This window comes from Pseudomonas khorasanensis (assembly GCF_014268505.2).
Taxonomy (GTDB): domain Bacteria; phylum Pseudomonadota; class Gammaproteobacteria; order Pseudomonadales; family Pseudomonadaceae; genus Aquipseudomonas; species Aquipseudomonas khorasanensis.
Window position 1 is genome coordinate 112,090 of the sequence record NZ_JABWQP020000001.1, and the last position, 26,251, is coordinate 138,340.

At 59.4% G+C, this 26,251-nt stretch carries 25 protein-coding genes; 17 read left to right on the plus strand and 8 right to left on the minus strand.

Annotated elements, in window-relative coordinates; genetic code table 11:
- Positions 1-11 precede the first annotated feature (11 nt).
- Entirely contained in the window at positions 12-554 is a 543-nt protein-coding gene (locus tag HU727_RS00595; RefSeq protein ID WP_186532167.1) for a DUF2937 family protein, read from the plus strand.
- 51 nt (positions 555-605) lie between these two features.
- Here HU727_RS00595 and HU727_RS00600 read toward each other — a convergent pair whose 3' ends face one another.
- The gene (locus HU727_RS00600) at positions 606-1,520 is read right to left on the minus strand and encodes a LysR family transcriptional regulator (RefSeq protein ID WP_186532166.1); all 915 of its coding nucleotides are present in this window, start codon (positions 1,518-1,520) and stop codon (positions 606-608) included.
- A gap of 159 nt (positions 1,521-1,679) precedes the next feature.
- Between HU727_RS00600 and HU727_RS00605 the strand changes: the two genes are divergently transcribed.
- The 4 genes from HU727_RS00605 to HU727_RS00620 all read left to right on the plus strand — a co-directional run bounded on the left by HU727_RS00605 (position 1,680) and on the right by HU727_RS00620 (position 5,396).
- Positions 1,680-2,966 carry an MFS transporter gene (locus tag HU727_RS00605; protein WP_186532165.1) on the plus strand — a complete coding sequence of 429 codons (1,287 nt, stop codon included), beginning with the start codon at positions 1,680-1,682 and terminating at the stop codon, positions 2,964-2,966.
- 62 nt (positions 2,967-3,028) lie between these two features.
- On the plus strand, positions 3,029-3,781 hold the full coding sequence (locus HU727_RS00610) for a 5-oxoprolinase subunit PxpA (RefSeq protein ID WP_186532164.1): 753 nt from the start codon (positions 3,029-3,031) through the stop codon (positions 3,779-3,781).
- Complete coding sequence (gene pxpB / locus HU727_RS00615) at positions 3,778-4,482, plus strand: 5-oxoprolinase subunit PxpB (RefSeq protein ID WP_186532163.1); 705 nt, start codon at positions 3,778-3,780, stop codon at positions 4,480-4,482. Before HU727_RS00610 ends, pxpB begins: the two co-directional genes overlap by 4 nt.
- Positions 4,479-5,396, plus strand: a complete 918-nt coding sequence (locus HU727_RS00620; RefSeq protein WP_186532162.1) for a 5-oxoprolinase subunit C family protein — start codon at positions 4,479-4,481, stop codon at positions 5,394-5,396. The genes pxpB and HU727_RS00620 overlap by 4 nt, the downstream gene beginning before the upstream one ends.
- A gap of 107 nt (positions 5,397-5,503) precedes the next feature.
- Here HU727_RS00620 and HU727_RS00625 read toward each other — a convergent pair whose 3' ends face one another.
- Both HU727_RS00625 and HU727_RS00630 read right to left on the minus strand, forming a co-directional pair.
- Positions 5,504-6,682 carry a vWA domain-containing protein gene (locus HU727_RS00625; RefSeq protein ID WP_038446738.1) on the minus strand — a complete coding sequence of 393 codons (1,179 nt, stop codon included), beginning with the start codon at positions 6,680-6,682 and terminating at the stop codon, positions 5,504-5,506.
- A 12-nt stretch (positions 6,683-6,694) separates the two neighbouring features.
- Positions 6,695-7,540, minus strand: a complete 846-nt coding sequence (locus HU727_RS00630; RefSeq protein ID WP_007911294.1) for an AAA family ATPase — start codon at positions 7,538-7,540, stop codon at positions 6,695-6,697.
- Positions 7,541-7,738: 198 nt separating this feature from the next.
- Here HU727_RS00630 and HU727_RS00635 point away from each other — a divergent pair, with 198 nt between their 5' ends.
- Entirely contained in the window at positions 7,739-7,969 is a 231-nt protein-coding gene (locus tag HU727_RS00635) for a DUF4160 domain-containing protein (protein WP_186532161.1), read from the plus strand.
- On the plus strand, positions 7,957-8,454 hold the full coding sequence (locus tag HU727_RS00640; protein ID WP_186532160.1) for a helix-turn-helix domain-containing protein: 498 nt from the start codon (positions 7,957-7,959) through the stop codon (positions 8,452-8,454). The genes HU727_RS00635 and HU727_RS00640 overlap by 13 nt, the downstream gene beginning before the upstream one ends.
- Here the strand turns inward: HU727_RS00640 and HU727_RS00645 are convergent.
- A complete protein-coding gene (locus tag HU727_RS00645; RefSeq protein WP_186532159.1) occupies positions 8,451-9,527 on the minus strand; it encodes a DUF748 domain-containing protein in 1,077 nt (358 codons plus the stop codon). The two genes, HU727_RS00640 and HU727_RS00645, sit on opposite strands and share 4 nt — an antisense overlap.
- 166 nt (positions 9,528-9,693) lie before the next feature.
- On the opposite strand from HU727_RS00645, the gene cysK reads away from it, so the two are divergent.
- On the plus strand, positions 9,694-10,668 hold the full coding sequence (cysK, locus tag HU727_RS00650; protein WP_186532158.1) for a cysteine synthase A: 975 nt from the start codon (positions 9,694-9,696) through the stop codon (positions 10,666-10,668).
- 184 nt (positions 10,669-10,852) lie between these two features.
- Positions 10,853-11,791, plus strand: coding sequence for an aspartyl/asparaginyl beta-hydroxylase domain-containing protein (locus HU727_RS00655; RefSeq protein WP_186532157.1), 939 nt, complete (start codon positions 10,853-10,855; stop codon positions 11,789-11,791).
- 47 nt (positions 11,792-11,838) lie between these two features.
- Here HU727_RS00655 and HU727_RS00660 read toward each other — a convergent pair whose 3' ends face one another.
- Together HU727_RS00660 and HU727_RS00665 are read right to left on the minus strand one after the other, a co-directional pair.
- On the minus strand, positions 11,839-12,015 hold the full coding sequence (locus HU727_RS00660) for a hypothetical protein (RefSeq protein WP_186532156.1): 177 nt from the start codon (positions 12,013-12,015) through the stop codon (positions 11,839-11,841).
- A gap of 49 nt (positions 12,016-12,064) precedes the next feature.
- Entirely contained in the window at positions 12,065-12,598 is a 534-nt protein-coding gene (locus tag HU727_RS00665; RefSeq protein ID WP_186532155.1) for a hypothetical protein, read from the minus strand.
- Positions 12,599-12,785: 187 nt separating this feature from the next.
- Here HU727_RS00665 and HU727_RS00670 point away from each other — a divergent pair, with 187 nt between their 5' ends.
- Together HU727_RS00670 and HU727_RS00675 are read left to right on the plus strand one after the other, a co-directional pair.
- A complete protein-coding gene (locus HU727_RS00670; protein ID WP_186532154.1) occupies positions 12,786-12,950 on the plus strand; it encodes a hypothetical protein in 165 nt (54 codons plus the stop codon).
- A 95-nt stretch (positions 12,951-13,045) separates the two neighbouring features.
- Positions 13,046-13,909, plus strand: a complete 864-nt coding sequence (locus HU727_RS00675) for a DMT family transporter (protein ID WP_186532153.1) — start codon at positions 13,046-13,048, stop codon at positions 13,907-13,909.
- A 112-nt stretch (positions 13,910-14,021) separates the two neighbouring features.
- Here the strand turns inward: HU727_RS00675 and HU727_RS00680 are convergent, their stop codons facing one another.
- Positions 14,022-14,930 carry a DMT family transporter gene (locus tag HU727_RS00680; RefSeq protein WP_186532152.1) on the minus strand — a complete coding sequence of 303 codons (909 nt, stop codon included), beginning with the start codon at positions 14,928-14,930 and terminating at the stop codon, positions 14,022-14,024.
- Positions 14,931-15,143: 213 nt separating this feature from the next.
- On the opposite strand from HU727_RS00680, the gene aceK reads away from it, so the two are divergent.
- The 5 genes from aceK to HU727_RS00705 all read left to right on the plus strand — a co-directional run bounded on the left by aceK (position 15,144) and on the right by HU727_RS00705 (position 23,300).
- Positions 15,144-16,865 (plus strand): bifunctional isocitrate dehydrogenase kinase/phosphatase, encoded by a 1,722-nt coding sequence (gene aceK, locus HU727_RS00685; protein ID WP_186532151.1) that lies wholly within the window; start codon positions 15,144-15,146, stop codon positions 16,863-16,865.
- 103 nt (positions 16,866-16,968) lie between these two features.
- Positions 16,969-20,880, plus strand: coding sequence for an ATP-dependent RNA helicase HrpA (hrpA, locus tag HU727_RS00690; protein ID WP_186532150.1), 3,912 nt, complete (start codon positions 16,969-16,971; stop codon positions 20,878-20,880).
- A gap of 319 nt (positions 20,881-21,199) precedes the next feature.
- Positions 21,200-22,321: a beta-ketoacyl-ACP synthase III gene (locus HU727_RS00695; protein ID WP_186532149.1), complete on the plus strand. Its 1,122-nt coding sequence runs from the start codon at positions 21,200-21,202 to the stop codon at positions 22,319-22,321.
- 137 nt (positions 22,322-22,458) lie between these two features.
- The gene (locus tag HU727_RS00700; RefSeq protein ID WP_186532148.1) at positions 22,459-23,070 is read left to right on the plus strand and encodes an RNA polymerase sigma factor; all 612 of its coding nucleotides are present in this window, start codon (positions 22,459-22,461) and stop codon (positions 23,068-23,070) included.
- On the plus strand, positions 23,064-23,300 hold the full coding sequence (locus HU727_RS00705) for an anti-sigma factor family protein (RefSeq protein ID WP_186532147.1): 237 nt from the start codon (positions 23,064-23,066) through the stop codon (positions 23,298-23,300). Before HU727_RS00700 ends, HU727_RS00705 begins: the two co-directional genes overlap by 7 nt.
- Positions 23,301-23,502: 202 nt before the next feature.
- Here the strand turns inward: HU727_RS00705 and HU727_RS00710 are convergent, their stop codons facing one another.
- Positions 23,503-24,825, minus strand: coding sequence for a putative porin (locus HU727_RS00710; protein WP_186532146.1), 1,323 nt, complete (start codon positions 24,823-24,825; stop codon positions 23,503-23,505).
- A gap of 281 nt (positions 24,826-25,106) precedes the next feature.
- Here HU727_RS00710 and HU727_RS00715 point away from each other — a divergent pair, with 281 nt between their 5' ends.
- Positions 25,107-26,231: a GNAT family N-acetyltransferase gene (locus HU727_RS00715; RefSeq protein WP_186532145.1), complete on the plus strand. Its 1,125-nt coding sequence runs from the start codon at positions 25,107-25,109 to the stop codon at positions 26,229-26,231.
- Positions 26,232-26,251: the final 20 nt, after the last annotated feature.

The following is a 26,251-nucleotide window of genomic DNA, read 5'->3' on the forward strand; positions in this document are numbered from 1 at the left end:
GATTTGCATTCATGTTGCTCAGTTATGTACGGCTGGTGTTGTTTGCTGCGGGTCTGTTGATCGGTGTTCAGGTACCGGGTTTCATCAATGATTACGCCCAGCGCGTCGAAGCGCACTTGATCGAAGCGCAAACAGGTTTGCGTGGGTTCCAGGGCACTGCCGATCAGTTCTTCAAGGGCGATATGCAAGCGCTGGTCGCGCATTACCGTGCCAGCGAAGACCCGATCTTTCGCAGCGATGCCGACAGCCTGAACACGCTGCTCAGCCGCCAGGTCGCGCTGGATAAACAATTCCAGGCGATGCAGGGCCCGTGGTACGTGCGTTTTCTGCAAGTGGTGCTGGCCGCCGATCCGGACATCCGCAAGGAAACCTGGAACGGCTACAGCTATCAGATTCTGCTGACGCCAGAAGCGATGATCTGGGGCATGAGCGGTGCGCTGGTGCTGTCGTTCGGCATTGAATGTCTGTTCCGTTTGATCGATTGGGTGGTGCTGGGTGGTCGACGCTTGCGCCAGAGCCGGCCGATCGAAGACCGCGATGTGCGCGGACTCTGAGATTTAACACAAACCCTGTGGAGGGAGCTTGCTCCCTCCACAGGGTTTGTGTCATTCAGCCAGGGCGATGTAGTCCTTGCCCACTTTCTGCGCATACCCCTCAAGCACCTGCTGACACATCGTCACCATCTCTTCTACCCATTCCACCCCGACCCGCCACGACACCACCACCTGCAGATCCGGTGGTCGCTGATCGATGGCAAGCAAGGTCAATTCGCCCCGCGCCAGCTCCTCGGCCACCAGCACCGGCGGCAACGCGCCGATGCCAAAGCCGTCACGCAGCAACCGGGTGATCGCTGAGACCGAATTCACGCAATTCAAGCGTGGCGCCATGACGCCGTTGACCTGCATCAACGCCAGAATGTCCTGATGCGGGCGAGAGTTTTTTGAATAGGTGATGATTCGTTCCTGCGCCAGTTCAGCGAGGTCGGCGTAGTCGCGGTTGTAGATCGAGTTGCTCGCCACGATCCAGCCCAGCGGATGACTCGCCAGCTCCAGGCTACGCACGCTTTCGTGGCGAATCAGGTCGGTCTGCAGCACCAGATCAAGAAAACCTTTTTGCAGCTGATCGCAGAGATTGAGCGACGTATCCGCCACCAGCTCGATTTCCACTCGCGGATACAGGTCGGTCATCTGCGCGACCAAGGGGCTGAGCCAGGTGTGAATCACTGTGTCCATTACGCCGATGCGCACCCGGCCGACCTTGCTTGAACGGGTCTCGATCGACTGCTTGAGCGCTGCCATGGTATCGAGCATCTGCTCGGCATAGTCGAGCACTTTCAGGCCTTCCGGAGTCAGGCTCACCCCGCGTGAGTCGCGCAGAAAAAGCTTCACTCCCAGCTCGCCCTCCAGCACCGCGATGCGGCTGGAAATCGACGCCTGGGTGGTGAACAGCTTGTCGGCGGTCAGGCGAAAACTCTTCAGCCGGGCGACCCAGACAAAGGTCTCGAGAAACTTCAGGTTCATGGTAAAGGCTCGGGTGACAAATTTTTTTTATGGCTAAGGCGGGGTTTTATTCGTTGGACGCCGCAGGGCCGTGCGACGAAAAATCGACGCATCCGGTTCCCACGATAGGCGTCGTCGGGACTTCGAACAAGACCAATAAAAGCCCTGCGGAGATTTGCCATGAGTGCTCCCGACACCCTCGATTTACCCAAGGCCACGGCACGTCCGGGGCCGTTCGACTGGTATCGCAACATCAACCAGCAGGAGCGCCGCACGTTCTGGAGCTGCAAGATCGGTTACGGTCTGGACGGCATGGACACGCAGATGCTCAGCTTCGTCGTGCCTACACTGATTGCGATGTGGGGCATCACCACCGGCGAAGCGGGGTTGATTCATACCAGCACGTTGATCGCTTCGGCGATAGGCGGTTGGGTCGCCGGGATTCTCTCCGACCGCATCGGCCGGGTACGCACTCTGCAACTGACAGTGCTGTGGTTCGCCTTCTTCACATTCCTCTGCGGCTTCGCGCAAAACTACGAACAACTGCTGATCGCCCGCACCCTGATGGGCTTCGGTTTCGGTGGCGAGTGGACGGCCGGTGCCGTGCTGATCGGCGAGGTGATCCGCGCCAAGGATCGCGGCAAGGCCGTCGGCATGGTGCAATCCGGATGGGCGTTGGGCTGGGGCCTGACGGCCATTCTTTATGCGCTGCTGTTCTCGGTATTGCCGCCGGAAGACGCCTGGCGCGCGCTGTTTATCCTCGGCATCGTGCCGGCGATTTTCGTGATTTTTGTGCGTCGTCTGGTGAAAGACCCGGAGATCTATCGCGAAGCCAAAGCCGCGCAATCCCCGGAAAATCCGGCGAAGTTCTACGAGATTTTCGCGCCCGGCATGCTCTTCACCACCTTTCGCGCTTCGCTGTTGACCACCGGCGCGCTGGGCGGTTACTACGCGATCACCTCATGGCTGCCGACTTTTTTGAAGAACGAGCGCGGTTTGAGCGTGCTCGGGACCGGCGGCTATCTGGCGATGGTGATTGTCGGTTCCTACGTCGGCTATGTGATCAGCGCTTACCTGACCGACCTGCTGGGGCGAAAAAAGAACTTCATCCTGTTTGCGGTCGGCTCGTTCACCATCGTTCTGCTGTATACGCAACTGCCGGTCAGCAACGGCGTGATGCTCTGGTTGGGGGTTCCGCTGGGCTTCTTCGCTTCAGGGATTTTCAGCGGGATGGGCGCGTTTCTCACTGAGCTGTTTCCCACGCGAATTCGCGGTTCAGGCCAGGGTTTTTGCTACAACATTGGCCGGGCGCTGGCGGCCTTGTTTCCGCTACTGATCGGCCTGCTCAGCCAGAAAGTGCCGCTGAGCATGGGTATCGGTGCCTTCGCAGCGGTGTCCTATGGCGTGGTGATCATTGCAGCGTTGAGCCTGCCGGAAACCCGTGGCAAGCAACTCGATGCGCAGTAACTGATAACCTGCCGGGCAGTGTCCTACAGATAAAAAGACAAGAACCTACAGGAGCGTTCACCGTGAGCCGCCTGCTATTGAACTGCGACATCGGCGAAAGCTTCGGCAGCTGGACCATGGGTCTGGATTCCGAAGTCATGCCCTTCATCGATTGCGCCAACGTCGCCTGTGGTTTCCATGCCGGTGACCCAGGCATCATGCGCAAAACCGTGGCGTTGGCGCTGAAGCACGACGTACAGATCGGCGCGCATCCCGCCTATCAGGACCTGGCCGGATTCGGCCGCCGCTCCATGGCTTATTCCGCGCAGGAACTGCAAGACATCCTGCATTACCAGGTCGGCGCGCTCGACGGCATTTGCAAAGCGCAGGGCGCGCGCGTCAGTTACGTCAAACCCCACGGCGCGATGTACAACGACATGATGGCCAACCCCGCGCAATTACGCGCAGTGATTCAGGCGGTGGCCGCGTATGACCACAGCTTGCCATTGATGCTGATGGCAACCCGAGACAACGCTGCGGCGCAGCAAATCGGCGATGAATTCGGCGTGACCCTGTGGTTCGAAGCCTTCGCCGACCGTGCCTACGACAGCGCTGGCCGGCTGGTCTCGCGGCAACTGCCGGGCGCGGTGCATCACGACTCCGAGAAAATCATCGAACAAGCGCTGACCATCGCCCGTGGCGGCGAGCTCATCGCCAGCGATGGCAGCGTTTTACGTCTGCGCGCCAACACCTTGTGTGTGCACGGCGACAACGCCAGTTCGGTGGCCGCCGTCCAGCGCATTCGCGAGGCTTTGAAGCAGTCGAGCGCGTCATGAACCCACGGATCGAAGTGGTGGCCGTGGATTGCCTGATGCTGCGTCTGTTCGATGAGATCGCCGAAGCCAACATGCCGTGGATGCTCGCTGCCAGCGAGCGCTTGCGCACGGCGTTTGGCGCGCAGCTCATCGATCTGGTGCCGTCCTATACGACATTGATGGTCCATTACGATTTGACGGTTTTGTACCCGGCTCAGGCGCGAGCGTTGATCGCCGAAGCGCTGATTGATTTGTCACCGAGTACGCGAACCTCTGGCCAATGTCACGTATTGCCGGTCTGGTACGACCTGAGCGTCGGGCCGGAACTGAGTCTTTTGGCCGAGCGCAGCGGCCTGGCGGTGGAGGAGGTCATTCGTCGGCACAGTGCCCGGGAATATGAGGTATTCGCCCTTGGCTTTGCGCCGGGTTTTGCGTTTATGGGGCTGGTGGAAGAAATCCTCGCCGCGCCACGCCTGAGCACGCCACGGAAAAAAGTCGCCGCTGGCAGCGTTGGCATCGCCGAACGTCAGACCGCTGCGTATCCCGTGGTATCACCCGGCGGCTGGAACCTGATCGGCCGCACCCCGGCGAAACTGTTTGATCGCCATCGCGACGGCTACAGCCTGATGCAGCCTGGTGACACCGTCCGATTCGAAGCGGTCAGCCATGCCGAGTTCATCAAGCTGGGCGGCGACGATACGCCGCTGGAGGCGCTGGCATGACTCGACTGACGATTGAGGCGAGCACGCCGCTGTGCCTGTTGCAGGATGCCGGGCGGTTTGGCGTGCGGCACCTGGGCGTGACGCAGGGCGGCGCGGCGGATGGGTGTTCGATGAGTTGGGCCAACTGGCTGCTGGGCAACGCGCTGAATGCGGCGGTGGTTGAAATCACCCTCGGCGGGTTTGCAGTGGTGGCTGAAGACGATTGCCTGCTGGCGTTGGCCGGCGCGGATCTGGGCGCTCAGATCGATGGGCAGCCGCTGGCGCCGTGGCGCAGTTTCATATTGCTCAAAGGGCAAATATTGCGGTTCAACCAGCCGTTACTGGGCGCTCGCGTCTATCTTGCAGCGCCCGGTGGTTTTGCCGCACCGAAGGTGTTGGGCAGCAGTGCCACGGTGGTGCGCGAAGCGCTCGGCGGTCTGGATGGAATGGGTTTGCCACTCGCCAAAGGGGCGACGCTCGGTTATGGCGGGGAAGCGCTGGCGGTGCGTGAAGTGCCTTTGACGCTTCGGCCGGATCTCGCGGCGGGCACGCCTCTGGATGTGGTGCTGGGTGCACAGATTGGCCAGTTCAGCGGGCAAAGCCTGTTTGATGTGTTCAACAGCGCCTGGACGCTGGACAGTCGCGCGGATCGCATGGGCATTCGCCTCCTCGGCAAGACCCTGGAATATCAGGGGCAGCCGATGATTTCCGAGGGGATTCCTTTGGGCGCCGTGCAAGTGCCGCCGGACGGGCAGCCGATTGTGTTGCTCAATGACCGGCAGACAATCGGCGGGTATCCGCGCTTGGGCGCGTTGACGCCGTTAGCGTTGGCGAGACTGGCGCAGTGCCTGCCAGGGGCGCAGGTGAGATTGCGGCCGGTGGTGCAGGAAGTCGCGCATCGCGAGCACATCGAGTATTTGCAGTGCTTTGTTTGATCGTTCCCACGCTCCGCGTGGGAATGCCGCCCGGGACGCTCCGCGTCCCTGTGACGCAGAGCGTCACTTGATGCATCCCCACGCGGAGCATGGGAACGATCAGGTCGTCATTTGGAAAGAAACCGCATCCCTTCTTCAAGCCCGCGCAGCGTCAGCGGATACATCTGATCTTCGATCAGATCGCGGACGATATTGGTCGACGACGTATAGCCCCACGTGTCCTTCGGATACGGATTGATCCAGATGAGCTTCTTGTATTTTTCCATGAAACGCTGCATCCACACGTAACCGGGCTCTTCGTTCCAGTGTTCTACGCTGCCGCCGGCCTGGGTGATTTCATAGGGCGCCATGGCGGCGTCACCGATGAAAATCACTTTGTAATCGGCCCCGTACTTGTGCAGCAGATCCTGCGTCGAAGTGCGCTCGGACGTGCGGCGCATGTTGTTCTTCCACACCGATTCATAAATGAAGTTGTGGAAGTAGAAGTATTCGAGATGCTTGAACTCGGTCTTGCAGGCCGAAAACAGTTCCTCGCAGATCTTCACGTGTGCGTCCATCGAGCCGCCGATGTCGAACAGCAGCAACAGCTTCACCGTGTTGCGCCGTTCCGGGCGCATCTGGATATTCAGCAGGCCGGCGTCTCTGGCGGTATGGTCGATGGTGCCGTCGATATCCAGCTCTTCCGCCGCGCCCTGGCGAGCAAACTTGCGCAACCGGCGCAGAGCGACCTTGATATTTCGGGTGCCCAGTTCCACCGAGTCGTCGAGGTTCTTGTACTCGCGCTGATCCCAGACTTTCACCGCTTTACCCTGGCGCTTGCCGGCGTCGCCGACCCGAATGCCTTCCGGATTGAAACCACCGGAACCAAACGGACTGGTGCCGCCGGTGCCGATCCATTTGTTGCCGCCGGCGTGGCGTTCCTTTTGCTCTTCGAGGCGCTTCTTGAATTCTTCGATCAGCTTGTCCAGCCCGCCGAGGGACTGGATCTGTGCGCGTTCTTCGTCGGTCAGCGAACGCTCGAATTCCTTGCGCAGCCAGTCTTCGGGGATCAGCGCCTGCAGGTGATCGTCGAGCTTTTCCAGACCGTTGAAGTAGGCACCGAAGGCACGGTCGAACTTGTCGAAATGCCGTTCATCCTTCACTAGAATCGCCCGTGACAGGTAATAAAACTCGTCCATGTCGGCGAAGGTCACGCGCTGTTTCAGCGCGTTGATCAGGTCGAGCAGCTCACGCACCGAGACCGGTACCTTGGCTGCACGCATTTCATTGAACAGGTTGAGCAACATGGCATCAGCCTCTTAGCGGGTGCCGCGACGGCTCATGAACGCCAGACGCTCAAGCAATTGCACGTCCTGCTCATTCTTCACCAAGGCGCCTGCGAGCGGCGGGATGGCCTTGGTCGGGTCGCGTTCGCGCAGCACCGCTTCGCCGATATTGTCGGCCATCAGCAGTTTCAGCCAGTCGACGAGCTCCGATGTCGATGGCTTCTTTTTCAGGCCCGGCACTTTGCGCACGTCGAAGAACACGTCGAGCGCTTCGCTGACCAGGTCCTTCTTGATGTCCGGGTAATGCACGTCGACGATTTTCTGCAGGGTGGTGCGGTCGGGAAACGCGATGTAGTGGAAGAAGCAACGGCGCAGGAACGCGTCCGGCAGCTCTTTCTCATTGTTCGAGGTAATGATGATGATCGGGCGCTTTTTGGCCTTGATCGTTTCGTCGATCTCGTAAACGTAGAACTCCATCTTGTCGAGTTCTTGCAGCAGGTCGTTGGGGAACTCGATGTCGGCCTTGTCGATTTCGTCGATCAGCAGAATCACCCGCTCCTCGGACTCGAACGCTTCCCAGAGCTTGCCTTTCTTCAGGTAGTTGCGCACGTCGTGGACTTTTTCGTTGCCCAGTTGCGAATCGCGCAAACGGCTCACGGCGTCGTACTCGTACAGGCCCTGATGGGCCTTGGTGGTGGATTTGATGTGCCAGGTGATCAGCTTGGCACCGAACGACTCGGCCAGTTGTTCGGCGAGCATGGTCTTGCCCGTGCCCGGCTCGCCCTTGACCAGCAGCGGCCGCTCCAGGGTGATGGCGGCGTTGACTGCCAGCTTCAGGTCATCGGTGGCGACGTAGGCCTGGGTGCCTTCGAACTTCATCTGCAAATCCTCGAACGGTAACGCCGGCCCGAAGGGCAGGGCGGGGCGAATAATCGGATGCCCGACTATAACGCGCACATCGGTCGACTGTGAACGCAGACGCCGTATTCAGTCTCTGAATGAGGCGTCACATGTTGACTCAGTTTCGGCCCAAAGCCAGTATTCACGTATCGCCATATTGGCGATACCTTGTGTCGCATGTCTACTAAATACAGATTTCGCGATAAATACAGGATTCAGCTACGAGAGAAGGATCACCCGCCACCCCATGTGCACCTGACGGGCGGCGGAGTTGACGTGATACTGAGCCTTGAAACCCTCGAAGTGATGATGGGTAAGGCGCCGTCGCTCATCATCAGAGAGGCGCTGGTTTGGGTTGCGGCTCATCAGGCGCAACTATTGGAGGACTGGAAACGATGTTACCCATGAAACGGCCTCGATTGTCGGCTGTGAAGGCATTGCCCGGATATGCTCTGGCGCTGACTTTCATTGATGGACAAGAACTGCTGCTCGATTTGAGCAGCGATATAAAAGGACGAGAGGCTCTGCAACCCTTGCTTGATAGCAACGTGTTTGCCTCTGCGATGCTTGCGGACGATGGCTGGTGTGTTGAGTGGCTGGAACCGGATATACAGATCGGTGCCGATACGTTGTATCTGGATGCCTTGGCGCAAAATGCTTCTGACGAAAACACGCGCATATTTATCGACTGGCGTGCGCGCACCGGGTTCTCGCTTAATCAAGCCGCTGAAGCGCTTGGCGTCAGCGCACGCAGCATCAGTCGCTATAGCAGTGGTCGGGACGTCGTGCCGCGCTCTCTAGCGCTTGCCTGTCTGGGCTGGGATTCATTGCAGCAAAACTCAAAGCTGGCCGCCGAAGACGTTGGTCGATACGTCGTCAAGCGAAAACCTTAACCCTCATCCGGCTCCGGCCGTTCATACCGCGCGTTAAATGCCTGAATAAAGCCATTGCGCAGAATCTGCAGGACCGCTTCGAACGCACTGATATTTTGCTGGTGGACGTTGCCGCTGAGTTCGACTCGGGTGGCGAACTGGTTTTTAACCTGGTTTTTCAGCACGTTTTCGGTACCGCCGACCAGGGCTTCCCAGACCGAGCGGAGAATGCCCTTGTTCTTGTTCTCGACGTCCTGCTGCCAGTTGAATACGTCCACGTCGCGCAGCAGCGGTTTGATGTATCCGGTCAGTTTGGCGTTTTTCGCTTTGGCTTCGATGACCACGTCACCGTGGCCCGCGTTGAAATCGAACTTGCCATAAGCGGCGGCGAAATCATTCATGCGCTTGAGCTCGATTTCACGCGCGCGCAGACGAAACTCGAAGTTTTCGAAATCGCTCAGCGGATCGAACGTAGCGGTGGCTTCCACAGGCGCATGACCCAACATCAGGGCTTTGCCCTCGAAGCGTGCATCGCGTTTGCCATCGGTGGCTGCGATGTTGGTGAGGTTGTAAATGCTCGCATCGACATTTGTTGCATTCATGTTCACGGGCGGTTTGGAATTGAAGTTGCGAAAGCTGATCCGCCCGTCGCGGATGCGCAATTCGTTGAGGGTGATCGGCAGGAGTTTGCCCAATTGCTCGCGCCAGTCGGTGCCTTCACCCGTTTGAGAGTTCTGCTTGTTGGCGCCACCGTCGACGAAGTTCACTTCGGGGTTGACGAACGACACCTCAGCCACCACGGCGTGGTCGTACCACAGCGCATGCCAGCTGACGGAAAGGTCGATGAGTGGCGCATCGACGAAAGGCACCGGCACTCTGCCGTCGACCTTGACGATTTTCAGGCCGTTGATTTTGTACGCCCCGCGCCACAGCGCAAGGTCGACGTCAGTGATCTGGCCACGGTAGTCGCCCATGTCGGCGAGCTTGTCATTGAGGTAGTCGCGCACCAGATAAGGCAGGGCGAAGTGCACGGCGACGAGCAGCACCACGACTCCCGCCAGGGTCCAGAGCGGCCAGCTGTAACGACGCTTCATGGCAATGTTCCTTGATGAGTATTCCTTGATGGATCCCTTGATCAGAAATCCATCAGATTCAAATCGATTGACTGCACGCCTTTGCAGACGTTCGACCCGACTGGACTGCGACCGGCAACAGGCTTACCTTGAAAGGCTGAATTCAACGCTGCATAAGGACCCAGCCATGAGCCGCATTTACGCTGATAACGCCCACTCCATCGGCAATACGCCGCTGGTTCAGATCAACCGGATCGCGCCGCGCGGGGTCACCATCCTGGCCAAGATCGAGGGGCGCAACCCCGGTTACTCGGTCAAATGCCGGATCGGCGCCAACATGATCTGGGACGCCGAAAGCAGCGGCAAACTCAAGCCGGGCATGACCATTGTCGAGCCGACCTCCGGTAACACCGGCATCGGTCTGGCCTTTGTCGCCGCGGCTCGCGGTTACAAATTGATGCTGACCATGCCGGCGTCGATGAGTATCGAGCGCCGTAAAGTCCTCAAAGCCCTGGGTGCGGAGCTGGTGTTGACCGAGCCGGCCAAGGGCATGAAGGGCGCCATCGAGAAAGCCACGGAAATTGTCGCCAGCGATGCCGCCAAATACTTCATGCCGGCGCAGTTCGATAACCCGGCCAATCCGGCGATTCACGAGAAAACCACCGGCCCGGAAATCTGGAACGATACCGACGGCGCGGTTGATGTGCTGGTCGCCGGTGTAGGTACCGGTGGAACCATTACTGGCGTCTCGCGGTATATCAAGAATACGGCCGGCAAACCGATTCTTTCGGTGGCCGTCGAGCCGACGTCTTCACCAGTAATCACTCAGGCTCTGGCCGGGGAGGAGATCAAGCCCAGCCCGCACAAGATTCAGGGAATTGGCGCCGGGTTTGTGCCGAAAAACCTTGATCTGTCGATGGTCGATCGGGTCGAGCAGGTGACCGACGAAGAGTCCAAGGCCATGGCCTTGCGCCTGATGCAAGAGGAAGGGATTTTGTGCGGCATCTCCTGCGGCGCCGCCATGGCCGTTGCGGTACGGCTAGCGGAAACCCCAGAGATGCAAGGCAAGACCATCGTCGTGGTGCTGCCGGATTCGGGTGAACGTTATCTGTCGAGCATGTTGTTCAGCGACTTGTTCACCGAGCAGGAAACTCAGCAGTAATCGCGTTGATTCAGGTCAGCCAGGGTTCAGGCTCTGCATGTTAATAAAGGCTTTGTTGCGCAATGCTTAACACTGAATCTTGTGTCAGGCGGGTTTTTCCCGACGCCGGTAGTGTTTATCATGGCCGGCTGCCATGCCGGGTAAAGGGCATTGTGCAGTGTTGTCTTTATTCAAGGAGTTGTTGATGACCGTTTCGTTTGCCGCCAAGGCGTTTGTGCTGTTGCTGTTTCTGGGCAGCACGCTCTATGTGCATTTGCGCGGCAAGGCGCGTTTGCCGGTATTGCGTCAGTTCGTCAACCACTCGGCGTTGTTCGCCCCGTATAACGCCTTGATGTACCTGTTCTCTGGCGTGCCTTCGAAGCCGTATCTGGATCGCAGCAAGTTTCCGGAGCTGGACGTGTTGCGCGACAACTGGGAAACCATCCGCGACGAAGCCATGCATCTGTTCGACGAAGGTTATATTCGCGCTGCCGAGAAGAACAACGACGCCGGTTTCGGTTCGTTTTTCAAGAAGGGCTGGAAGCGCTTCTATCTCAAGTGGTACGACAAACCGCTGCCATCGGCTGAAGCCTTGTGCCCGAAAACCGTGGCGCTGGTCAGTGCGATTCCTAACGTCAAGGGTGCCATGTTCGCGCTGCTGCCGGGCGGCAGTCACCTCAACCCGCATCGCGATCCGTTCGCCGGTTCCCTGCGTTATCACCTGGGCCTGTCGACGCCCAATTCCGACGATTGCCGGATTTTCGTTGATGGCCAGGTTTACGCCTGGCGCGATGGCGAGGACGTGATGTTCGATGAGACCTACGTGCACTGGGTCAAGAACGAAACCGACCAGACTCGCGTGATTCTTTTCTGCGACGTTGAACGCCCGTTGAGCAACCGCGTCATGGCCCGCATTAACCGCTTCATCAGCGGCTGGCTCGGCCGCGCCACGGCGCCGCAGAACCTCGACGACGAACGCGTTGGCGGAATCAATCAGGCTTATGCCTGGAGCAAGCGTTTCAGCGACCGTTTCAGTGGCATGGTCAAACGGTGGAAGCGCCGCAATCCCAAGGCTTACCGCGTGATGCGGCCGGTGCTGGCGGTGGTGGTGCTGACATTGTTGGGATACTGGTTGTTTGGCTGAGGCCGGATCAGACGATAAAAAAACCGCTCCTTTGGAGCGGTTTTTTATCAACGGAAGGAAAAAGACGACCCAGCCAGCACGCCGCATGGCTCTTCAACGGCTGGGGTGGCCAATGCATCCCTGATGCGCTTCAACTCACGTTCAGTTAACTCACCCGAGGGCCGCTTTCTTTCAGCCTTTCTGGATCCGGACGCTGATGATTTCTTTTCAACGACAGCTTTCATGGTATCTCCGACGTTGATCATTAAATGAGCAGGTGCTCAGATACTAGGCTTAGTCAATCCGCTTCACAAGCCGACCCTCTGGGTCGAACTCGAAACCCAGTTGTCGGTATAGCGGGATGGCGCCCGAAACAGGTTCCTGTATTTCGATTTGTTGGCTGCCTATGATCCGTGCAAAGTGAGTAACGGCAGTGAGGGCAAAGGTTGCTATTCGGCTCTTGAGGGGATGATCGTTTACCGGCTTACCCTCCAGGCGCACGATTTTTACTCTCAAGCGGCTTTGGTTAGGGTTGGCAAAGCAAAGTCCGCAAAGCTCATGATCAAACCAGATTGCCAAATCGAAGCTCATTGGCTCTTTGGCCTTCCACCGTCCAACTTCTTCCCAGCAAAAATGCGGATCAGGCCATTCCTCATACGCTTTCAGGGCGGACGCATTGATAGCTTCGAAGCGAACCCCGGATTGATCGAACCCTGCAATGGCGCGCCCCTCCAGTTCGTTCTGCAGTTTGGCAAATGTGAGGGCGGTCCGCTTCCTCGCCTCCGACCTATACAACTGATACCGCAAATATGTCCGTTCCCTTGGCATGTGATCTCTTGCATTCCCTGTCTCCTGACAATCCGTTGCCACCGCAATTACCCTAATCACCCAGCGCCATGCTGTCGCTGGCGGCCCTTTGCCCAAGTCGTTGCAATCTGTGTCCCGCGCTGGTTATAGTCAGCTCTCGCGAGCCGCCGTGCTCATGCTTTCATTTCTTCAAGAAAGATCTGCGCCCATGCCTGCATCCCTCATCAACGCGGTAGTCGAGTCAGCGGTCAACGCTGGCGTCGTGCCGTGCGGGCGTCGGCAGCCCACGCAGATCAGTCATTACCCTCCACCTGTCAGTAGCACGCCGGTGTGCGCAGTCGTATCACCGCCAGGCGTTGGCGTTTCGGGCTGATCGGCAGTTTTCTGCTGACCCCTGCGCCCGCCTGAAAAACTACTGAATCTCAGCTTCGGCTGAATTGGCTATGTGCCTGACTACAGGTGGTATTCATGTTTGTCCTTTCGAAACAATCCGCGCTCGCGGCGGCGTCCACGAGCCTGTTCGTTCTGCTGTGGAGCAGCGGGGCGATATTCTCCAAATGGGGCCTGGCGCACGCTTCGCCCTTTGCCTTTCTGTTGATTCGCTTCGCAATCGCCTTGTGCGGGCTGGTGCTGCTGGCGCCTTTGCTGAAACTGAAGTTGCCCAAGGGTCGCAAGCCGATGCTGTTTGCGGTCGCCACGGGGATGGTGTTGCTCGGGGCTTATCAGATCTTTTATCTGCTGGCGCTGGACAGCAAAATCACGCCGGGGGTGATGGCCACTCTGATGGGCGTTCAGCCAATTCTTACGGTCGTGCTGATGGAGCGCCAGCGTTCGGCGAGCCGCCTGTTCGGCCTGGCGTTGGGGCTGGCGGGGCTGATCATGGTGGTGTATCAGGGGATCGGTCTGGCCGGGATGTCCTGGAGCGGAATGCTGTTCGGACTGCTGGCGCTTGCGAGCATGACGCTCGGCTCGATCATGCAGAAACGCATCACCGACAACCCGCTCGGCACGCTGCCGGTGCAATACCTGGCCGGACTATTGCTGTGCGCGATCTTCGTGCCGTTCCAGCCGTTCCACTTCGAGCACAGCACCGGTTTCATCGTGCCGGTTTTGTGGATGGGACTGGTGGTGTCAGTGCTGGCGACGCTGTTGCTGTATCGATTGATCGCGCGGGGCAATCTGGTGAATGTCACCAGCCTGTTCTATCTGGTGCCGGCGGTGACGGCGGTGATGGATTACCTGATTTTCGGCAATCGGCTGGCAGCGTTGAGTGTGCTTGGGATGCTGTTGATCATTGTTGGATTGGTGTTTGTGTTCCGTAAGACCGGATAGCCGATAGGCAGGTGGCGCTTGTTGCGCCGCCTTTCGCGAGCAGGCTCGCTCCCACATTGGAATGTATTCTTCTGTGGGAGCGAGCCTGCTCGCGAATACCTGCGACGAAAATCTAACGAGCTGACACCCCGGCGGGCTTGACCACCGCCGGCTTCAACACCAGCCACAATGCCAGCGCAATCAGCACGCCACCGTACACATGCGCCATCGACAGCGGCTCATCCAGCAGCAATGCGCCCCACAACACGCCAAACGCCGGGATCAAGAAGGTCACGGTCATCGATTTCACCGGGCCGATGGAAGTGAGCAGGCGGAAATAAATGATGTAGGCGAACGCCGTGCAGCCCAGGCCCAAGCCCAGCAGTGACAGCCAGACGCTCCAGCCGCCCCAGCTCACCGGCGGTGCGGTAATGACGCTGTAGCCGAAGAGCGGCAACAGAAACAGCGAAGCCCCCAACATACTGCCTACGGCCGCGAGTTGGCTGTCGAGCCCGCCGCGCTGGTCCAGCCAGCGACGAGTGAGGAATCCGGCGAATCCATAACACGTGGTAGCGAGCAGGCAGGCGAGGGCGCCCAGCAGCAGTTCCATATCAAAAGCCACCGGGCCTGCGCGCGTCAGTACGCCGACACCGAACAGTCCCAGAAACACACCGGTCAGTTTGGCGACGGTGAGTTTTTCGCTGAAAAACAGGCCGCCGATCAGCACGCCCATCAGTGGCGTGGTGGCATTGAAGATCGCCGAGTAGCCGGCCGGCAACACTTGCGCCGCCACCGAATACAGCGTTGCGGGAATCCCCGAGTTGATCACGCCGAGCAACATCACGGTTTTCAGCTTGCCTTTGAAATCCCAGCTGATGCGCATCAGCCCGAGGATCACCAGCAGCCCGACGGCAGCGATCGATACGCGAAAAAACGCAGTCGGAATCGTGCCGATCACCGGCGCAATAATGCGCATGAACAGGAAACTCGCGCCCCAGATGGCTGCCAGCGACAACATGCGGAAAATATCGACAGGGCTCACGGCGGCCTCCTTCCTTGATCGGGACGAGAGTGTTGCCGAGCCCCCGGATGATGGCAACCGCTAATCGGGCATTAAATTGCCGGCGCCCGACTGCGCTGCGGAAATATGCCACGCCGTACGTCTGCGCTTGGCTTTTGGCAGAAACTGCACTTCTCCTGACGCCGGTTCCGTGGCTAAGCTCAAGTCTTCCGAATGCACGCAAAGGTCTCCTTTATGCCGCAGCCATGGCCAGCCACCGACATCGCCCGAATGATCCTCGATGGCTTTGACGATTACCGCGAGCATTTCCGGCGGATCACCGACGGCGCCCGGGAGCGCTTCGAGCAGGCGCGCTGGCAGGAGACGCAGACTGCGTCGGCGGCGCGGATCAATTTGTACGAGGAAAAGGTCGGCGAAACCATCGCCCGCCTGCGTGAATATTTCGACGAAGAAACGCTGATGAATGTCAGTTGCTGGCCGTTGGTGAAAAGCGCCTACATCAGCGTTATCGACCTGCGCTTCGACGATGAACTGTCAGAGACCTGGTACAACTCGATCTTCTGCGGGTTGTTCAGTCATGACCTGATCAGCGATGGCTGCATGTTCATCCACACCACCCGCCCGACCCTGCGCCGCGCCCGGGCTGCGCAAACCCGCACCTACAAGCCACAGGGCCAACTGTCCGGCATGCTTGCAAGCATCTTCGCCGATTATCGCTTCAGCGAAGATTACGCCGACCTGCCGGGCGATCTGTGCCGGCTCGAAACGCAACTGCGCGAGAACCTGCCGGACTGGGTGTGCAAGGATCCGGAGCTGAGTGTCGAGCTGTTTTCCTCGGTTTTGTACCGCAACAAGGGCGCCTATCTGGTCGGGCGCATCTACACCCGCGACGAGCAGTGGCCACTGGTGATTCCGCTGCTGCATCGCGAAGGGCGCGGCATCCAGATCGATGCGCTGATCACCGACGAAGCCGATGTGTCGATCATTTTCTCGTTTACCCGTTCGTACTTTATGGTCGATGTGCCAGTGCCGGCGGAGTTCATCGGCTTCCTGCGACGGATTCTGCCGGGCAAGCACATCGCTGAGCTGTACACCTCGATCGGCTTTTACAAACACGGTAAATCGGAATTCTACCGGGCGCTGATCAATCACCTGGCCAACACCGACGACCAGTTCATCATGGCCCCCGGTGTGCGCGGCATGGTCATGAGCGTGTTCACGCTGCCGGGCTTCAACACGGTGTTCAAGATCATCAAGGACCGCTTTTCGCCGTCGAAAAATGTTGACCGCGCGACGGTGATCGAGAAGTACCGCCTGGTGAAAAGTGTCGATCGTGTGGGGCGTATGGCCGATACCCAGGAGTTTGCCGATTTCCGCTTTCCGCTGAGCAAGTTTGACCCGGCGTGCCTTGAGGAACTGCTAGAAGTCGCGCCGTCCACCGTCTCGGTGGAGGGCGAAACCGTGCTGATTCGCCACTGCTGGACCGAGCGCCGGATGACGCCGCTCAACCTCTACCTCGAAAATGCCAACGAGGCGCAGGTGCGCGAAGCGCTGGAAGATTACGGGATGGCGATCAAGCAACTGGCGGCGGCGAATATCTTCCCCGGCGACATGTTGCTGAAAAACTTCGGCGTCACCCGGCATGGCCGGGTGGTGTTCTATGACTATGACGAAATCTGCTTCCTGACCGAGGCCAACTTCCGCCACATACCTGCACCGCGCACGCCAGAGGATGAAATGGCATCCGAGCCGTGGTATTCGATCGGCCCCCTGGATGTGTTTCCCGAGGAATTTCCGCCGTTTTTGTTTGCCGATTCGGGGCAGCGCAAGTTGTTCGATCAGTTGCACGGCGAGTTGTACAACGCCGACTACTGGAAGAGCCTGCAGGAGGCGATTCGTGCCGGCAAAGTGATTGATGTATTCCCGTACCGCCGCAAGGGCCGCGATAACGAATGATGGCCCGAGCCTTCGGCAGCTCCTACAGGGGAAGCAGGTCAATCGCAGGCAAATCTGCGACAATCCGCCCCCTGCACAAATAGACGACCGAATTGCCTACCCGATGACCGACGAATCGCCCTCCATCGACACACTGCTGAAAAACCTCGATCACGCCATGCTCGCCGACCGTCACCGGCTGCGGCGGCAGTTGCTTGAGCTGCGCAAGAACCCCGACGAGGCCAAGCTTGCCCAGTGGGTGACGCGCATGCAGGCCTCGTGCGATCAGGTGTTGGCGCGCAAGGCCAGCCTGCCAGTGATTCGTTACGACGACAGCTTGCCGATCGCGGCCAAGCGTGACGAAATCAAAAAGGCGCTGGAGCAGCATCAGGTTCTGATCATTGCGGGCGAAACCGGGTCGGGCAAAACCACGCAGTTGCCGAAAATCTGTCTGGAAATCGGTCGCGGCCAGTTCGGCTTGATCGGCCACACCCAGCCGCGCCGGATCGCTGCGCGCAGCGTCGCCAGCCGTGTCGCCGAAGAACTGGCAACGCCGCTCGGCTCGCTGGTCGGCTATCAGGTGCGTTTCGAGGATCAGAGCGATTCCAATACCCTGATCAAACTGATGACCGACGGCATTCTGCTCGCCGAAACCCAGAACGATCGTTATCTGGAACGCTACGACACGATCATCGTCGACGAAGCGCATGAACGCAGCCTCAACATCGACTTTCTGCTCGGTTACCTGAAAACCCTGCTGCCGCGTCGTCCGGATCTGAAAGTCATCATCACCTCGGCGACCATCGACCTGGAGCGTTTCTCCAAACACTTCGATGACGCGCCGATTGTCGAGGTATCGGGGCGTACGTTCCCGGTGGAAACCTGGTATCGCCCGCTGACCCTTGAGCAGGACGAAGAGGGCAATCGTGTCGAAGATGACCTGACGGTGGATCAGGCGATTCTCGCCACCCTCGATGAAATCGCCGCGTACGAGCGCAGCGAACGGCGTAGCCCCGGAGACGTGCTGGTGTTCCTGCCGGGCGAGCGCGAGATTCGCGACGCCGCCGACATGCTGCGCAAGGCCCAGCTCAAGCACACCGAAATTCTGCCGCTGTACGCGCGCCTGTCTCCGGCCGAACAGCAGCGGATTTTCCAGTCGCACCCGGGCCGTCGTGTGGTGCTGGCGACCAACGTCGCCGAGACCTCGCTGACCGTGCCGGGCATCCGTTACGTAATCGACAGCGGCACCGCACGCATCAGCCGTTACAGCTATCGCGCCAAGGTCCAGCGCCTGCCGATCGAGGCGATTTCACAGGCCAGCGCCAACCAGCGCAAGGGCCGTTGCGGTCGGGTCGAGCCGGGCATTTGCGTGCGTTTGTACAGCGAGGAAGATTTCCTCGGGCGCCCGGCATTTACCGATCCGGAAATCCTGCGCACCAACCTCGCCGCCGTTATTTTGCAGATGCTTCATCTGCGTCTCGGCGAGATTACCGCGTTCCCGTTTATCGAACCGCCGGATGGCAAGGCCATCAGCGACGGTTTCAACCTGTTGCAAGAACTCTCTGCTGTCGATCGCAACAGTCAGCTGACGCCGCTTGGCCGCCAGTTGGCGCGCCTGCCGGTGGACCCGCGCATGGGCCGCATGCTGCTTGAAGCGGCGAAGCTCGGCAGCTTGCAGGAAGTGTTGATCGTCGCCAGTGCGATGTCGATTCAGGACCCGCGCGAGCGTCCGCCGGAGCGCCAGCAAGCCGCCGATCAGGCGCACGCACAATGGAAGGACGTCGATTCCGACTTTGCCGGTCTGGTCAACCTGTGGCGGGGTTTCGAAGAGCAGCGCCAGGCCCTGACCGCCAGCCCGCTGCGCAACTGGTGCCGCAAGAACTTCCTCAATTACCTGCGCCTGCGCGAGTGGCGTGACTCCCATCGCCAGTTGAGCCTGATCTGCCGCGACATGCAGTTGAGCCTGAATAAAGAGCCGGCCGATTATCCGAAACTGCACAAAGCGGTACTGGTCGGTTTGCTCAGCCAGATCGGTCAGAAAACCGAGGACGGCGATTACCTTGGCGCGCGTCAGCGGCGCTTCTGGATTCATCCCTCGTCGGGGATCGGCAAGAAGCGACCGCAATGGCTGATGACGGCCGAGCTGGTGGAAACCACCAAGCTCTACGCGCGCATGGTCGCCAAGATCGACGCCGACTGGATCGAACCGCTGGCCGGGCACCTGATCAAGAAAAACCACTTCGAACCGCACTGGGAGAAGAAACGCGGCCAGGTGGTGGCGTTTGAGCAGATCACGCTATTCGGCCTGATTGTCGTGGGCCGTCGACCGGTGCACTACGGCCCGATCGACCCGGTGGTGTCGCGAGACCTGTTTATCCGCGAAGGTCTGGTGCGCGGTGAGATTCAGTCGAAAGCCAAGTGCCTGAGCGCCAACAAACAATTGCTCGAACAGCTCGACGAGCTGGAAGCCAAGGCGCGGCGCCGCGATATTCTCGCCGACGAGGAAACTCTCTACGCGTTCTACGATGCGCGCTTGCCGGCGGAGATTCACCAGACCGCAACCTTCGACAGCTGGTATCGCGTCAACAGCCAGAAAGACCCGCAGTTGCTGATCATGCGCGAAGAAGACGTGTTGGCCCGCGAGGCCAGCGAAATCACCGCGCGGGATTATCCCGACACGCTGCACATCGGCGACCTGGAACTGGCCCTGACCTATCACTTCGAACCCAATCACCCGCGCGACGGCGTGACCTTGCGCGTGCCGGCGCCGCTGTTGCCCATGCTACCGCCGGAGCGTCTGGAATGGCTGGTCCCGGGGATGATCGAGGCCAAGTGCATCGCCCTGGTGCGCAACCTGCCCAAAGCGCTGCGCAAGAACTTCGTGCCGGTGCCGGATTTCATCAAGGCAGCCTTGCAGCGCATGACGTTCGCCGAAGGCTCGCTGCCGCAGACGCTGGGTCGTGAGCTGCTGCGCATGACCGGTGCGCGGGTCAGCGATGAAGCGTGGGCGGAAGCGGCGCAGCAAGTCGAAGGGCATCTGCGGATGAACCTGGAAATCGTCGACGGCCAGGGCAAGTTCCTTGGCGAAGGGCGCGATCTGGCCGAGCTGACCGCGCGGTTTGCCGAAGCCAGTCAGGCTGCGCTGGCCGTGCCGCAGAGCGCGAAAAGCCAGCAACCGGTGGAGGCAAAAGTCTTCGCGCCAGTGGCGCAGAAGACCCAGCAGAAAATCGCCGGACTGTCGATGACGGTCTATCCGGCGCTGGTGGAAGAGGGCGGTACGGTCAAGGAAGGACGTTTCTCAACGCCAGCCGAAGCCGAGTTCCAGCATCGTCGCGCATTGCAGCGGTTGCTGATGCAACAACTGGCCGAGCCGGCCAAATTCCTGCGCGGCAAGTTGCCGGGGCAGACCGAGTTGGGCTTGCTGTATCGCGAGCTGGGTCGGGTCGATGCGCTGGTCGAAGATATTCTGTTGGCCAGCCTCGACAGCTGCATTCTTGAAGGCGAAGACCCGTTGCCCCGTGACGGCGCTGGCCTCGCCGCCCTGGCCGAGCGCAAACGCGGGAGCTGGACCGAGCACGCCGAGCGTGTCGCGCGTTTGACCCTGGACATCCTCAAGATCTGGCACGGTCTGCAAAAGCGCTTCAAGGGCAAGATCGATCTCGCCCAAGCGGTGGCCTTGAATGACATCAAGCAGCAGATCGGCAATCTGGTCTATCCAGGATTCGTCCGCGAGACGCCGATGCAGTGGCTCAAGGAATTGCCGCGTTATCTGAAAGCGGTCGAGCAACGTTTTGAAAAGCTCGGCGCGCAGGTGCAGAAGGACAGGGTCTGGAGTGGCGAACTCGCCGGCCTCTGGGCGCAATATCAAGCGCGCGCTGCCAAGCATGCGCAGGAAGGCAAACGCGACCCGCAGCTGGAGTTGTACCGCTGGTGGCTGGAAGAATACCGGGTCTCGCTGTTTGCCCAGCAGTTGGGCACAAAAGTGCCGATCTCCGACAAGCGCCTGAACAAGCAGTGGACATTGGTCGAGCAGTAAAGCTGATCGTTCCCATGCTCCGCGTGGGAACGCCTCAGGGGACGCTCCGCGTCCAGTGACGCTGAGCGGCACGGGCTGCATTCCCACGCAGGAGCGTGGGAACGATCATCGTGTGGTGAATCTGAGAAAGGCGCCAAAACCTCGGGTTTATGGCAAACTTCGCCACCATAATCCGCCGTTTCGCGACCCAGAGCCTTCGGCCGTGTCGCGTGTGGAATAAAACGATGCCAGGTTTGCGTCCCCCGGATGGGAATAGACCCTTTGCGTGTTGGTACGACGGTTCCAGCACTTTCTGCCTGAACAGATTAGAGAAACGACCATGCATAACGTCGTCATCAGCGGCACCGGCCTGTACACACCGGCCAACAGCATCTCCAACGAAGAGCTGGTGCAGTCTTTCAATGCCTATGTCGCCCAGTTCAACGCCGACAACGCCGAGGCCATTGCCAATGGCGAAGTCCAGGCCCTGACCGAATCCAGCGCCGCCTTCATCGAAAAAGCTTCGGGCATCAAAAGCCGCTTCGTCATGGACAAGGACGGCATCCTCGACCCGCAACGCATGGCGCCGCGCCTGCCGGAGCGGTCCAATGACGAATGGTCGGTGCTGTGCCAGATGGCCGTCGGTGCTGCCGAACAAGCCTTGCAACGTGCCGGCAAAACCGCTGCCGACATCGATGGCGTGATCGTCGCCTGCTCCAATCTGCAACGCGCCTACCCGGCCATTGCGATTGAAGTCCAGGAAGCGCTGGGCATTCAGGGTTTCGGTTTCGACATGAACGTGGCCTGTTCCTCTGCAACGTTCGGTATTCAGGCTGCCGCCAATAGCGTGCAACTGGGCCAGGCGCGGGCGATCCTGATGGTCAACCCGGAGGTCTGCACCGGCCACCTGAATTTCCGTGATCGCGACAGCCACTTCATTTTTGGCGATGCCGCCACGGCGGTGATCATCGAGCGCGCTGATCTGGCGACCTCCGAACACCAGTTCGAGGTAGTCAGCACTAAGCTGCTGACCAAGTTCTCCAACAACATCCGCAACAACTTCGGCTTCCTCAATCGCGCCGCTGAAGAAGGTATCGGTACCCGCGACAAGTTGTTTGTGCAGGAAGGCCGCAAGGTATTCAAGGATGTCTGCCCGATGGTTGCCGAGCTGATCGGCGAGCATCTGGAGGAGAATCAACTCAACGTCGGCGACGTGAAGCGCTTCTGGCTGCATCAGGCCAACCTGAGCATGAACCACCTGATCGTGCGCAAATTGCTGGGCCGCGAAGCCACCGAAGAAGAAGCGCCGGTGATTCTCGACACCTACGCCAACACCAGCTCGGCCGGGTCGGTCATTGCGTTCCACAGATATCAGGATGATCTGGCATCGGGTTCGCTGGCTATGCTCAGCTCGTTCGGTGCCGGTTATTCGATCGGTAGTGTGCTGCTGCGCAAGCGCTGAAAAGAGGATAAGTTCCCGGTAATCGCGTCGATCTTTCCTACATCCGAAGCGGCCAAAACGCTGTAGTTTTTTCGAACATGGCGGCAGGTTAATACCTGCCGTGTTCATTTTCGAAGTCTGGACACGGGAATTGATGGATGGCGGCTGACGATACCGAACTGCTTGCGCGATTGCTGGCGGGGGAGCAAAAGGCTTTCAAGGAACTGGTCACCGCTTATCAGAGCGCCATGCGTGCGGTGGCCTATGCCATTGTCGGGCAGCGTCACGTCGAGGAAGTCGTGCAGGACGCCTGGCTGTCAGTCGTGCGCCATTTGGGCGGTTTCGAAGGCCGCTCCAGCCTCAAGACGTGGCTGCTGACCATCACCGCCAACTCCGCCAGGAATCGCTACAAACTCAATCGGCGGGAGGTTTTGCTGGATGATCTGCCATCGCCTCATGGCACGATTGACGACGACCGTTTTTCCGCGAGCGACGGTCATTGGCTGATCGCGCCATTCGCGTGGCACCAGGACACGCCTGAAGCGCTACTGACCGAAAGCGAACTGCGCAACTGCCTCGAACACACGTTGCTCAGCCTCTCCGAGCTGCAACGCAGTGTCTTGCTGTTGCGCGAACGTCAGGGGCTGGAGCTGGAAGAGATTTGTAATCTTCTGCAGATATCGCTCTCGAATGTTCGTGTGCTGCTGCACCGGGCACGTTTGAAGGTCTTTGCGACCGTGGAGCATTTTGAGGAGACAGGGGAATGTTGACCTGCAAGGAGCAAGTGGCACGTTCCAGCGATTATCTCGACGGCCAACTGAGCTTTCGCGAGACGCTGATGGTGCGTCATCACCTTTTGTTCTGCCCCAGCTGCCGGCGTTTCATGCGTCAGATGCGCTTGATGCAGGCAACGCTGAAAGCGATGCCGGAACAGCCGGAAGAGAACATCGATGCGCTGGCCGAACGCTTGGCCGATGAACGTCGTAACAACAGTCCTTGATGGACATGTGGCGAGGGAGCTTGCTCCCGCTGGGTCGCGAAGCGGCCCCCGGCTTTACAAAAGCAGAGGACTGCTTCGCAGTCCAGCGGGAGCAAGCTCCCTCGCCACAGATTTAAATGAACAACCCAGTGCGGATGAAGCGAACGGATGATGGGGATCGTCCCGCCCGTACCGGGCTGCTTGCAGCTTGTAGCTGCCCTTCTTAGAACTTCGCTTCCGCATCCAGCTGCAGTGTATTGGCGTCCGCATCGCGCTGACCACGGCTGGCGTAATCGGCCTTGGTCAGGAAGTACGTGGCGCCGACGGCGAAGTTCTTGTCGATATCGTAACCGACCTTGAACTTGTGCCCGCGCGAACCGGTGGTGCCGTTGGCGAAGTCGGAGTCGGTGAAGGCGCCGACCACCGCGTTGCGCTGCACGTCACGATAGTTGTAGTCGAGGTTGAACCCGAAAACTTTCGACTTCGCACCGAGCAACCAGGCAGTGTCCTGATCGGTCACGGCATCGTTGTTCTTCACGTACTGGCCGTAGAACGACAGTGGCATTGGCAGGCCGCCGATGTCGACCTGGCTGAACCCTTCATACAGACGGAATTCGTTGTTGGCCGAGTTGCCGTTGACTGCCAGTGCGCACGGAGTCGAGGTGCCGGTGCAACGGCTGTCTTCGTCATTCTGGTAAGCGTAGACGCTGCCGCCCAGAGTCAATTTCAGGTTGTCGGTAATGGTGAAGCGGCTGCCCAACTGGCCGGCGGTCAGACGCAGGTCGTGGCGGAACTGCACACCGTCGCCGTCAACGTTGTCCTTGAGGTTGTAGTTACCCAGGCTACCGAACAGCTCGGCGCTGCTGCCCAGTGGGTATTTGTAGGTAACGGCCAGACCTTCCGGGTTGATGTCGCTATCCCAGATTACGTCGCCCATGCTGACCCAGGGTTGCAGCATCTTGCCGCCAATGATGTGCAGGTTCTTGATCTGGTCAGGGTGATAGTCGATGTAACCCAGGTCGAGCCAGATCTGCTTCTTGTCGAAGTAGTTGTCCTGGTCCTGGTTGGTGGAACGGGCATCGTCGCCGCCGCCGGTGGCGATACGGATGCCGGTGTCGACTTGCGGATTGATCTCGGTGTAGGCGCCCAGACGGGCACGGATACGCTGGCGATCCTTGTCGCGGCCGCCGTTGTTGGGTTCGCCGTCGATCTTGATGGTTTCCTGACGGATGCGCACGTCGCCCTTGAACTGGGTCTTGGCCGCCCAGGCCAGTTTCTGATCGAACACGCTTTGTTCGTTGGTCTTCTTCGCGACCGCCGCCACTTGTTCGTTGGTTTCCTGCTGCGCCTGGCGGGCGATTTGCTGATCTTTCTGATCCTTGGCCAGCTCTGTTTGCAGCTCGATGTACTGGGCCTGGGAAATCGACCCGTTGGCCTTGAGCATGTCGAGCAGTTTGGCGTCGACTGCAGCACTGGCCGGAACGCTCATGGCCAGCAACAAGCCGCCGCACAGGGCCGCTGCAGTTTTCGTGGAAGCAAGACGCATAGCAATCTCCGAAGATGAAAGGGGATGGCTGAACCATCCTGGGCACAACCGACACGAAGGTCGGAAAACTGTGTCCGGGCTAGAACCCGGCGCTCTAAAAACAGGCGCCAGTATCGCGATCGTTTATGACAGAGCGGTGGCACAGTGATGGCAGGTTAATGACGGTGTGTGGCACGCGTGAACTATTGATCCAGAGCGCTGTCGCCCGATTGCGCGTGTGCAACGGGCCGCGATAAGCGATACTCGCCGGGCTTTGTCGCCAAGCTGTGGAGTGTCAGTGGATGCCGTTGCAACGCCTGCAAAACCTCTCGGAGATCGCCCCGGCAAAATGGGATGCACTGGTGCCGGACAATCAGCCCTTTCTGCGCCATGCCTTTCTCGGTGCGCTGGAAGACAGCGGCAGCGTGGGTCCTCATTCGGGTTGGCAGCCCGAGCATTTGCTGCACATCGAAGATGATCGACTGATCGCCGCGCTGCCCGGTTATCGCAAATGGCATTCCTACGGCGAGTACGTGTTTGACCATGGCTGGGCCGACGCCTGTGCCCGTGCTGGCATTGATTACTATCCCAAGCTGCTGACGGCCGTGCCTTTCAGTCCGGTCAGCGGACCACGCTTGCTGGCGGCAAAAGTGGAAGACGGTTTCGAGCTGCTCAGGAGCCTGCCCGGGTATCTGGAAGTCGAAGGGCTCTCCAGCGCGCACATCAATTTCACCGACCCGTTTACCGACGCGGCGATGGCTGAACAGCCGGGCTGGCTGCAGCGCATCGGTTGCCAGTACCACTGGCAGAATCGCGGCTATCGCGATTTTCAGGACTTCCTCGATGCTCTCAGCTCACGCAAGCGTAAACAGATGCGTAAGGAGCGCGAGCAAGTCGCCGCGCAGGGTTTCGAATTCGAATGGCTGGAAGGCCGTGAACTGGACGAGGCGCAATGGGACTTTGTCTACGCCTGCTACGCCAATACCTACGCCGTGCGTCGCCAGGCGCCGTACCTGACGCGAGAATTCTTCAGTCTGTTGGCCGAGCGCATGCCAGAGGCGATTCGAGTCGTGTTGGCCAAACAGGCTTCACGGCCGGTGGCGATGGCGTTCAGCCTGGTCGGTGGCGACAGTTTCTACGGGCGTTACTGGGGCTGTCTGGCCGAGTTTGATCGGCTGCATTTCGAGACGTGTTTTTATCAGGGCATGGACTATGCGATTGCCCAGGGCATCCAGCGCTTTGATGCCGGCGCCCAGGGCGAGCATAAGTTGATACGCGGGTTTGAACCGGTCATCACCCACTCGTGGCACTACCTGCGCCATCCAGGGTTGAAAGCGGCGGTGAAAGATTTCCTCCAGCAAGAGCGCGCCGGCGTTTTGGCCTATGCCGAAGAAGCCCGGACCGCGTTGCCCTACCGCCAAACCTGACCATGATCGTTCCCACGCAG

Coding starts and splice junctions, on each gene's coding strand:
- cysK (WP_186532158.1), top strand. CDS start 9,694: ATGAGCCGCATTTACGCTGATAACGCCCACTCCATCGGCAATACGCCG.
- HU727_RS00635 (WP_186532161.1), top strand. CDS start 7,739: ATGTCTACTAAATACAGATTTCGCGATAAATACAGGATTCAGCTACGA.
- hrpA (WP_186532150.1), top strand. CDS start 16,969: ATGACCGACGAATCGCCCTCCATCGACACACTGCTGAAAAACCTCGAT.
- HU727_RS00700 (WP_186532148.1), top strand. CDS start 22,459: ATGGCGGCTGACGATACCGAACTGCTTGCGCGATTGCTGGCGGGGGAG.
- HU727_RS00705 (WP_186532147.1), top strand. CDS start 23,064: ATGTTGACCTGCAAGGAGCAAGTGGCACGTTCCAGCGATTATCTCGAC.
- pxpB (WP_186532163.1), top strand. CDS start 3,778: ATGAACCCACGGATCGAAGTGGTGGCCGTGGATTGCCTGATGCTGCGT.
- HU727_RS00630 (WP_007911294.1), bottom strand. CDS start 7,540: ATGAAGTTCGAAGGCACCCAGGCCTACGTCGCCACCGATGACCTGAAG.
- HU727_RS00620 (WP_186532162.1), top strand. CDS start 4,479: ATGACTCGACTGACGATTGAGGCGAGCACGCCGCTGTGCCTGTTGCAG.
- HU727_RS00625 (WP_038446738.1), bottom strand. CDS start 6,682: ATGTTGCTCAACCTGTTCAATGAAATGCGTGCAGCCAAGGTACCGGTC.
- HU727_RS00605 (WP_186532165.1), top strand. CDS start 1,680: ATGAGTGCTCCCGACACCCTCGATTTACCCAAGGCCACGGCACGTCCG.
- HU727_RS00640 (WP_186532160.1), top strand. CDS start 7,957: ATGTTACCCATGAAACGGCCTCGATTGTCGGCTGTGAAGGCATTGCCC.
- aceK (WP_186532151.1), top strand. CDS start 15,144: ATGCCGCAGCCATGGCCAGCCACCGACATCGCCCGAATGATCCTCGAT.
- HU727_RS00675 (WP_186532153.1), top strand. CDS start 13,046: ATGTTTGTCCTTTCGAAACAATCCGCGCTCGCGGCGGCGTCCACGAGC.
- HU727_RS00595 (WP_186532167.1), top strand. CDS start 12: ATGTTGCTCAGTTATGTACGGCTGGTGTTGTTTGCTGCGGGTCTGTTG.
- HU727_RS00660 (WP_186532156.1), bottom strand. CDS start 12,015: ATGAAAGCTGTCGTTGAAAAGAAATCATCAGCGTCCGGATCCAGAAAG.
- HU727_RS00665 (WP_186532155.1), bottom strand. CDS start 12,598: ATGCCAAGGGAACGGACATATTTGCGGTATCAGTTGTATAGGTCGGAG.
- HU727_RS00695 (WP_186532149.1), top strand. CDS start 21,200: ATGCATAACGTCGTCATCAGCGGCACCGGCCTGTACACACCGGCCAAC.
- HU727_RS00670 (WP_186532154.1), top strand. CDS start 12,786: ATGCCTGCATCCCTCATCAACGCGGTAGTCGAGTCAGCGGTCAACGCT.
- HU727_RS00710 (WP_186532146.1), bottom strand. CDS start 24,825: ATGCGTCTTGCTTCCACGAAAACTGCAGCGGCCCTGTGCGGCGGCTTG.
- HU727_RS00645 (WP_186532159.1), bottom strand. CDS start 9,527: ATGAAGCGTCGTTACAGCTGGCCGCTCTGGACCCTGGCGGGAGTCGTG.
- HU727_RS00655 (WP_186532157.1), top strand. CDS start 10,853: ATGACCGTTTCGTTTGCCGCCAAGGCGTTTGTGCTGTTGCTGTTTCTG.
- HU727_RS00600 (WP_186532166.1), bottom strand. CDS start 1,520: ATGAACCTGAAGTTTCTCGAGACCTTTGTCTGGGTCGCCCGGCTGAAG.
- HU727_RS00715 (WP_186532145.1), top strand. CDS start 25,107: ATGCCGTTGCAACGCCTGCAAAACCTCTCGGAGATCGCCCCGGCAAAA.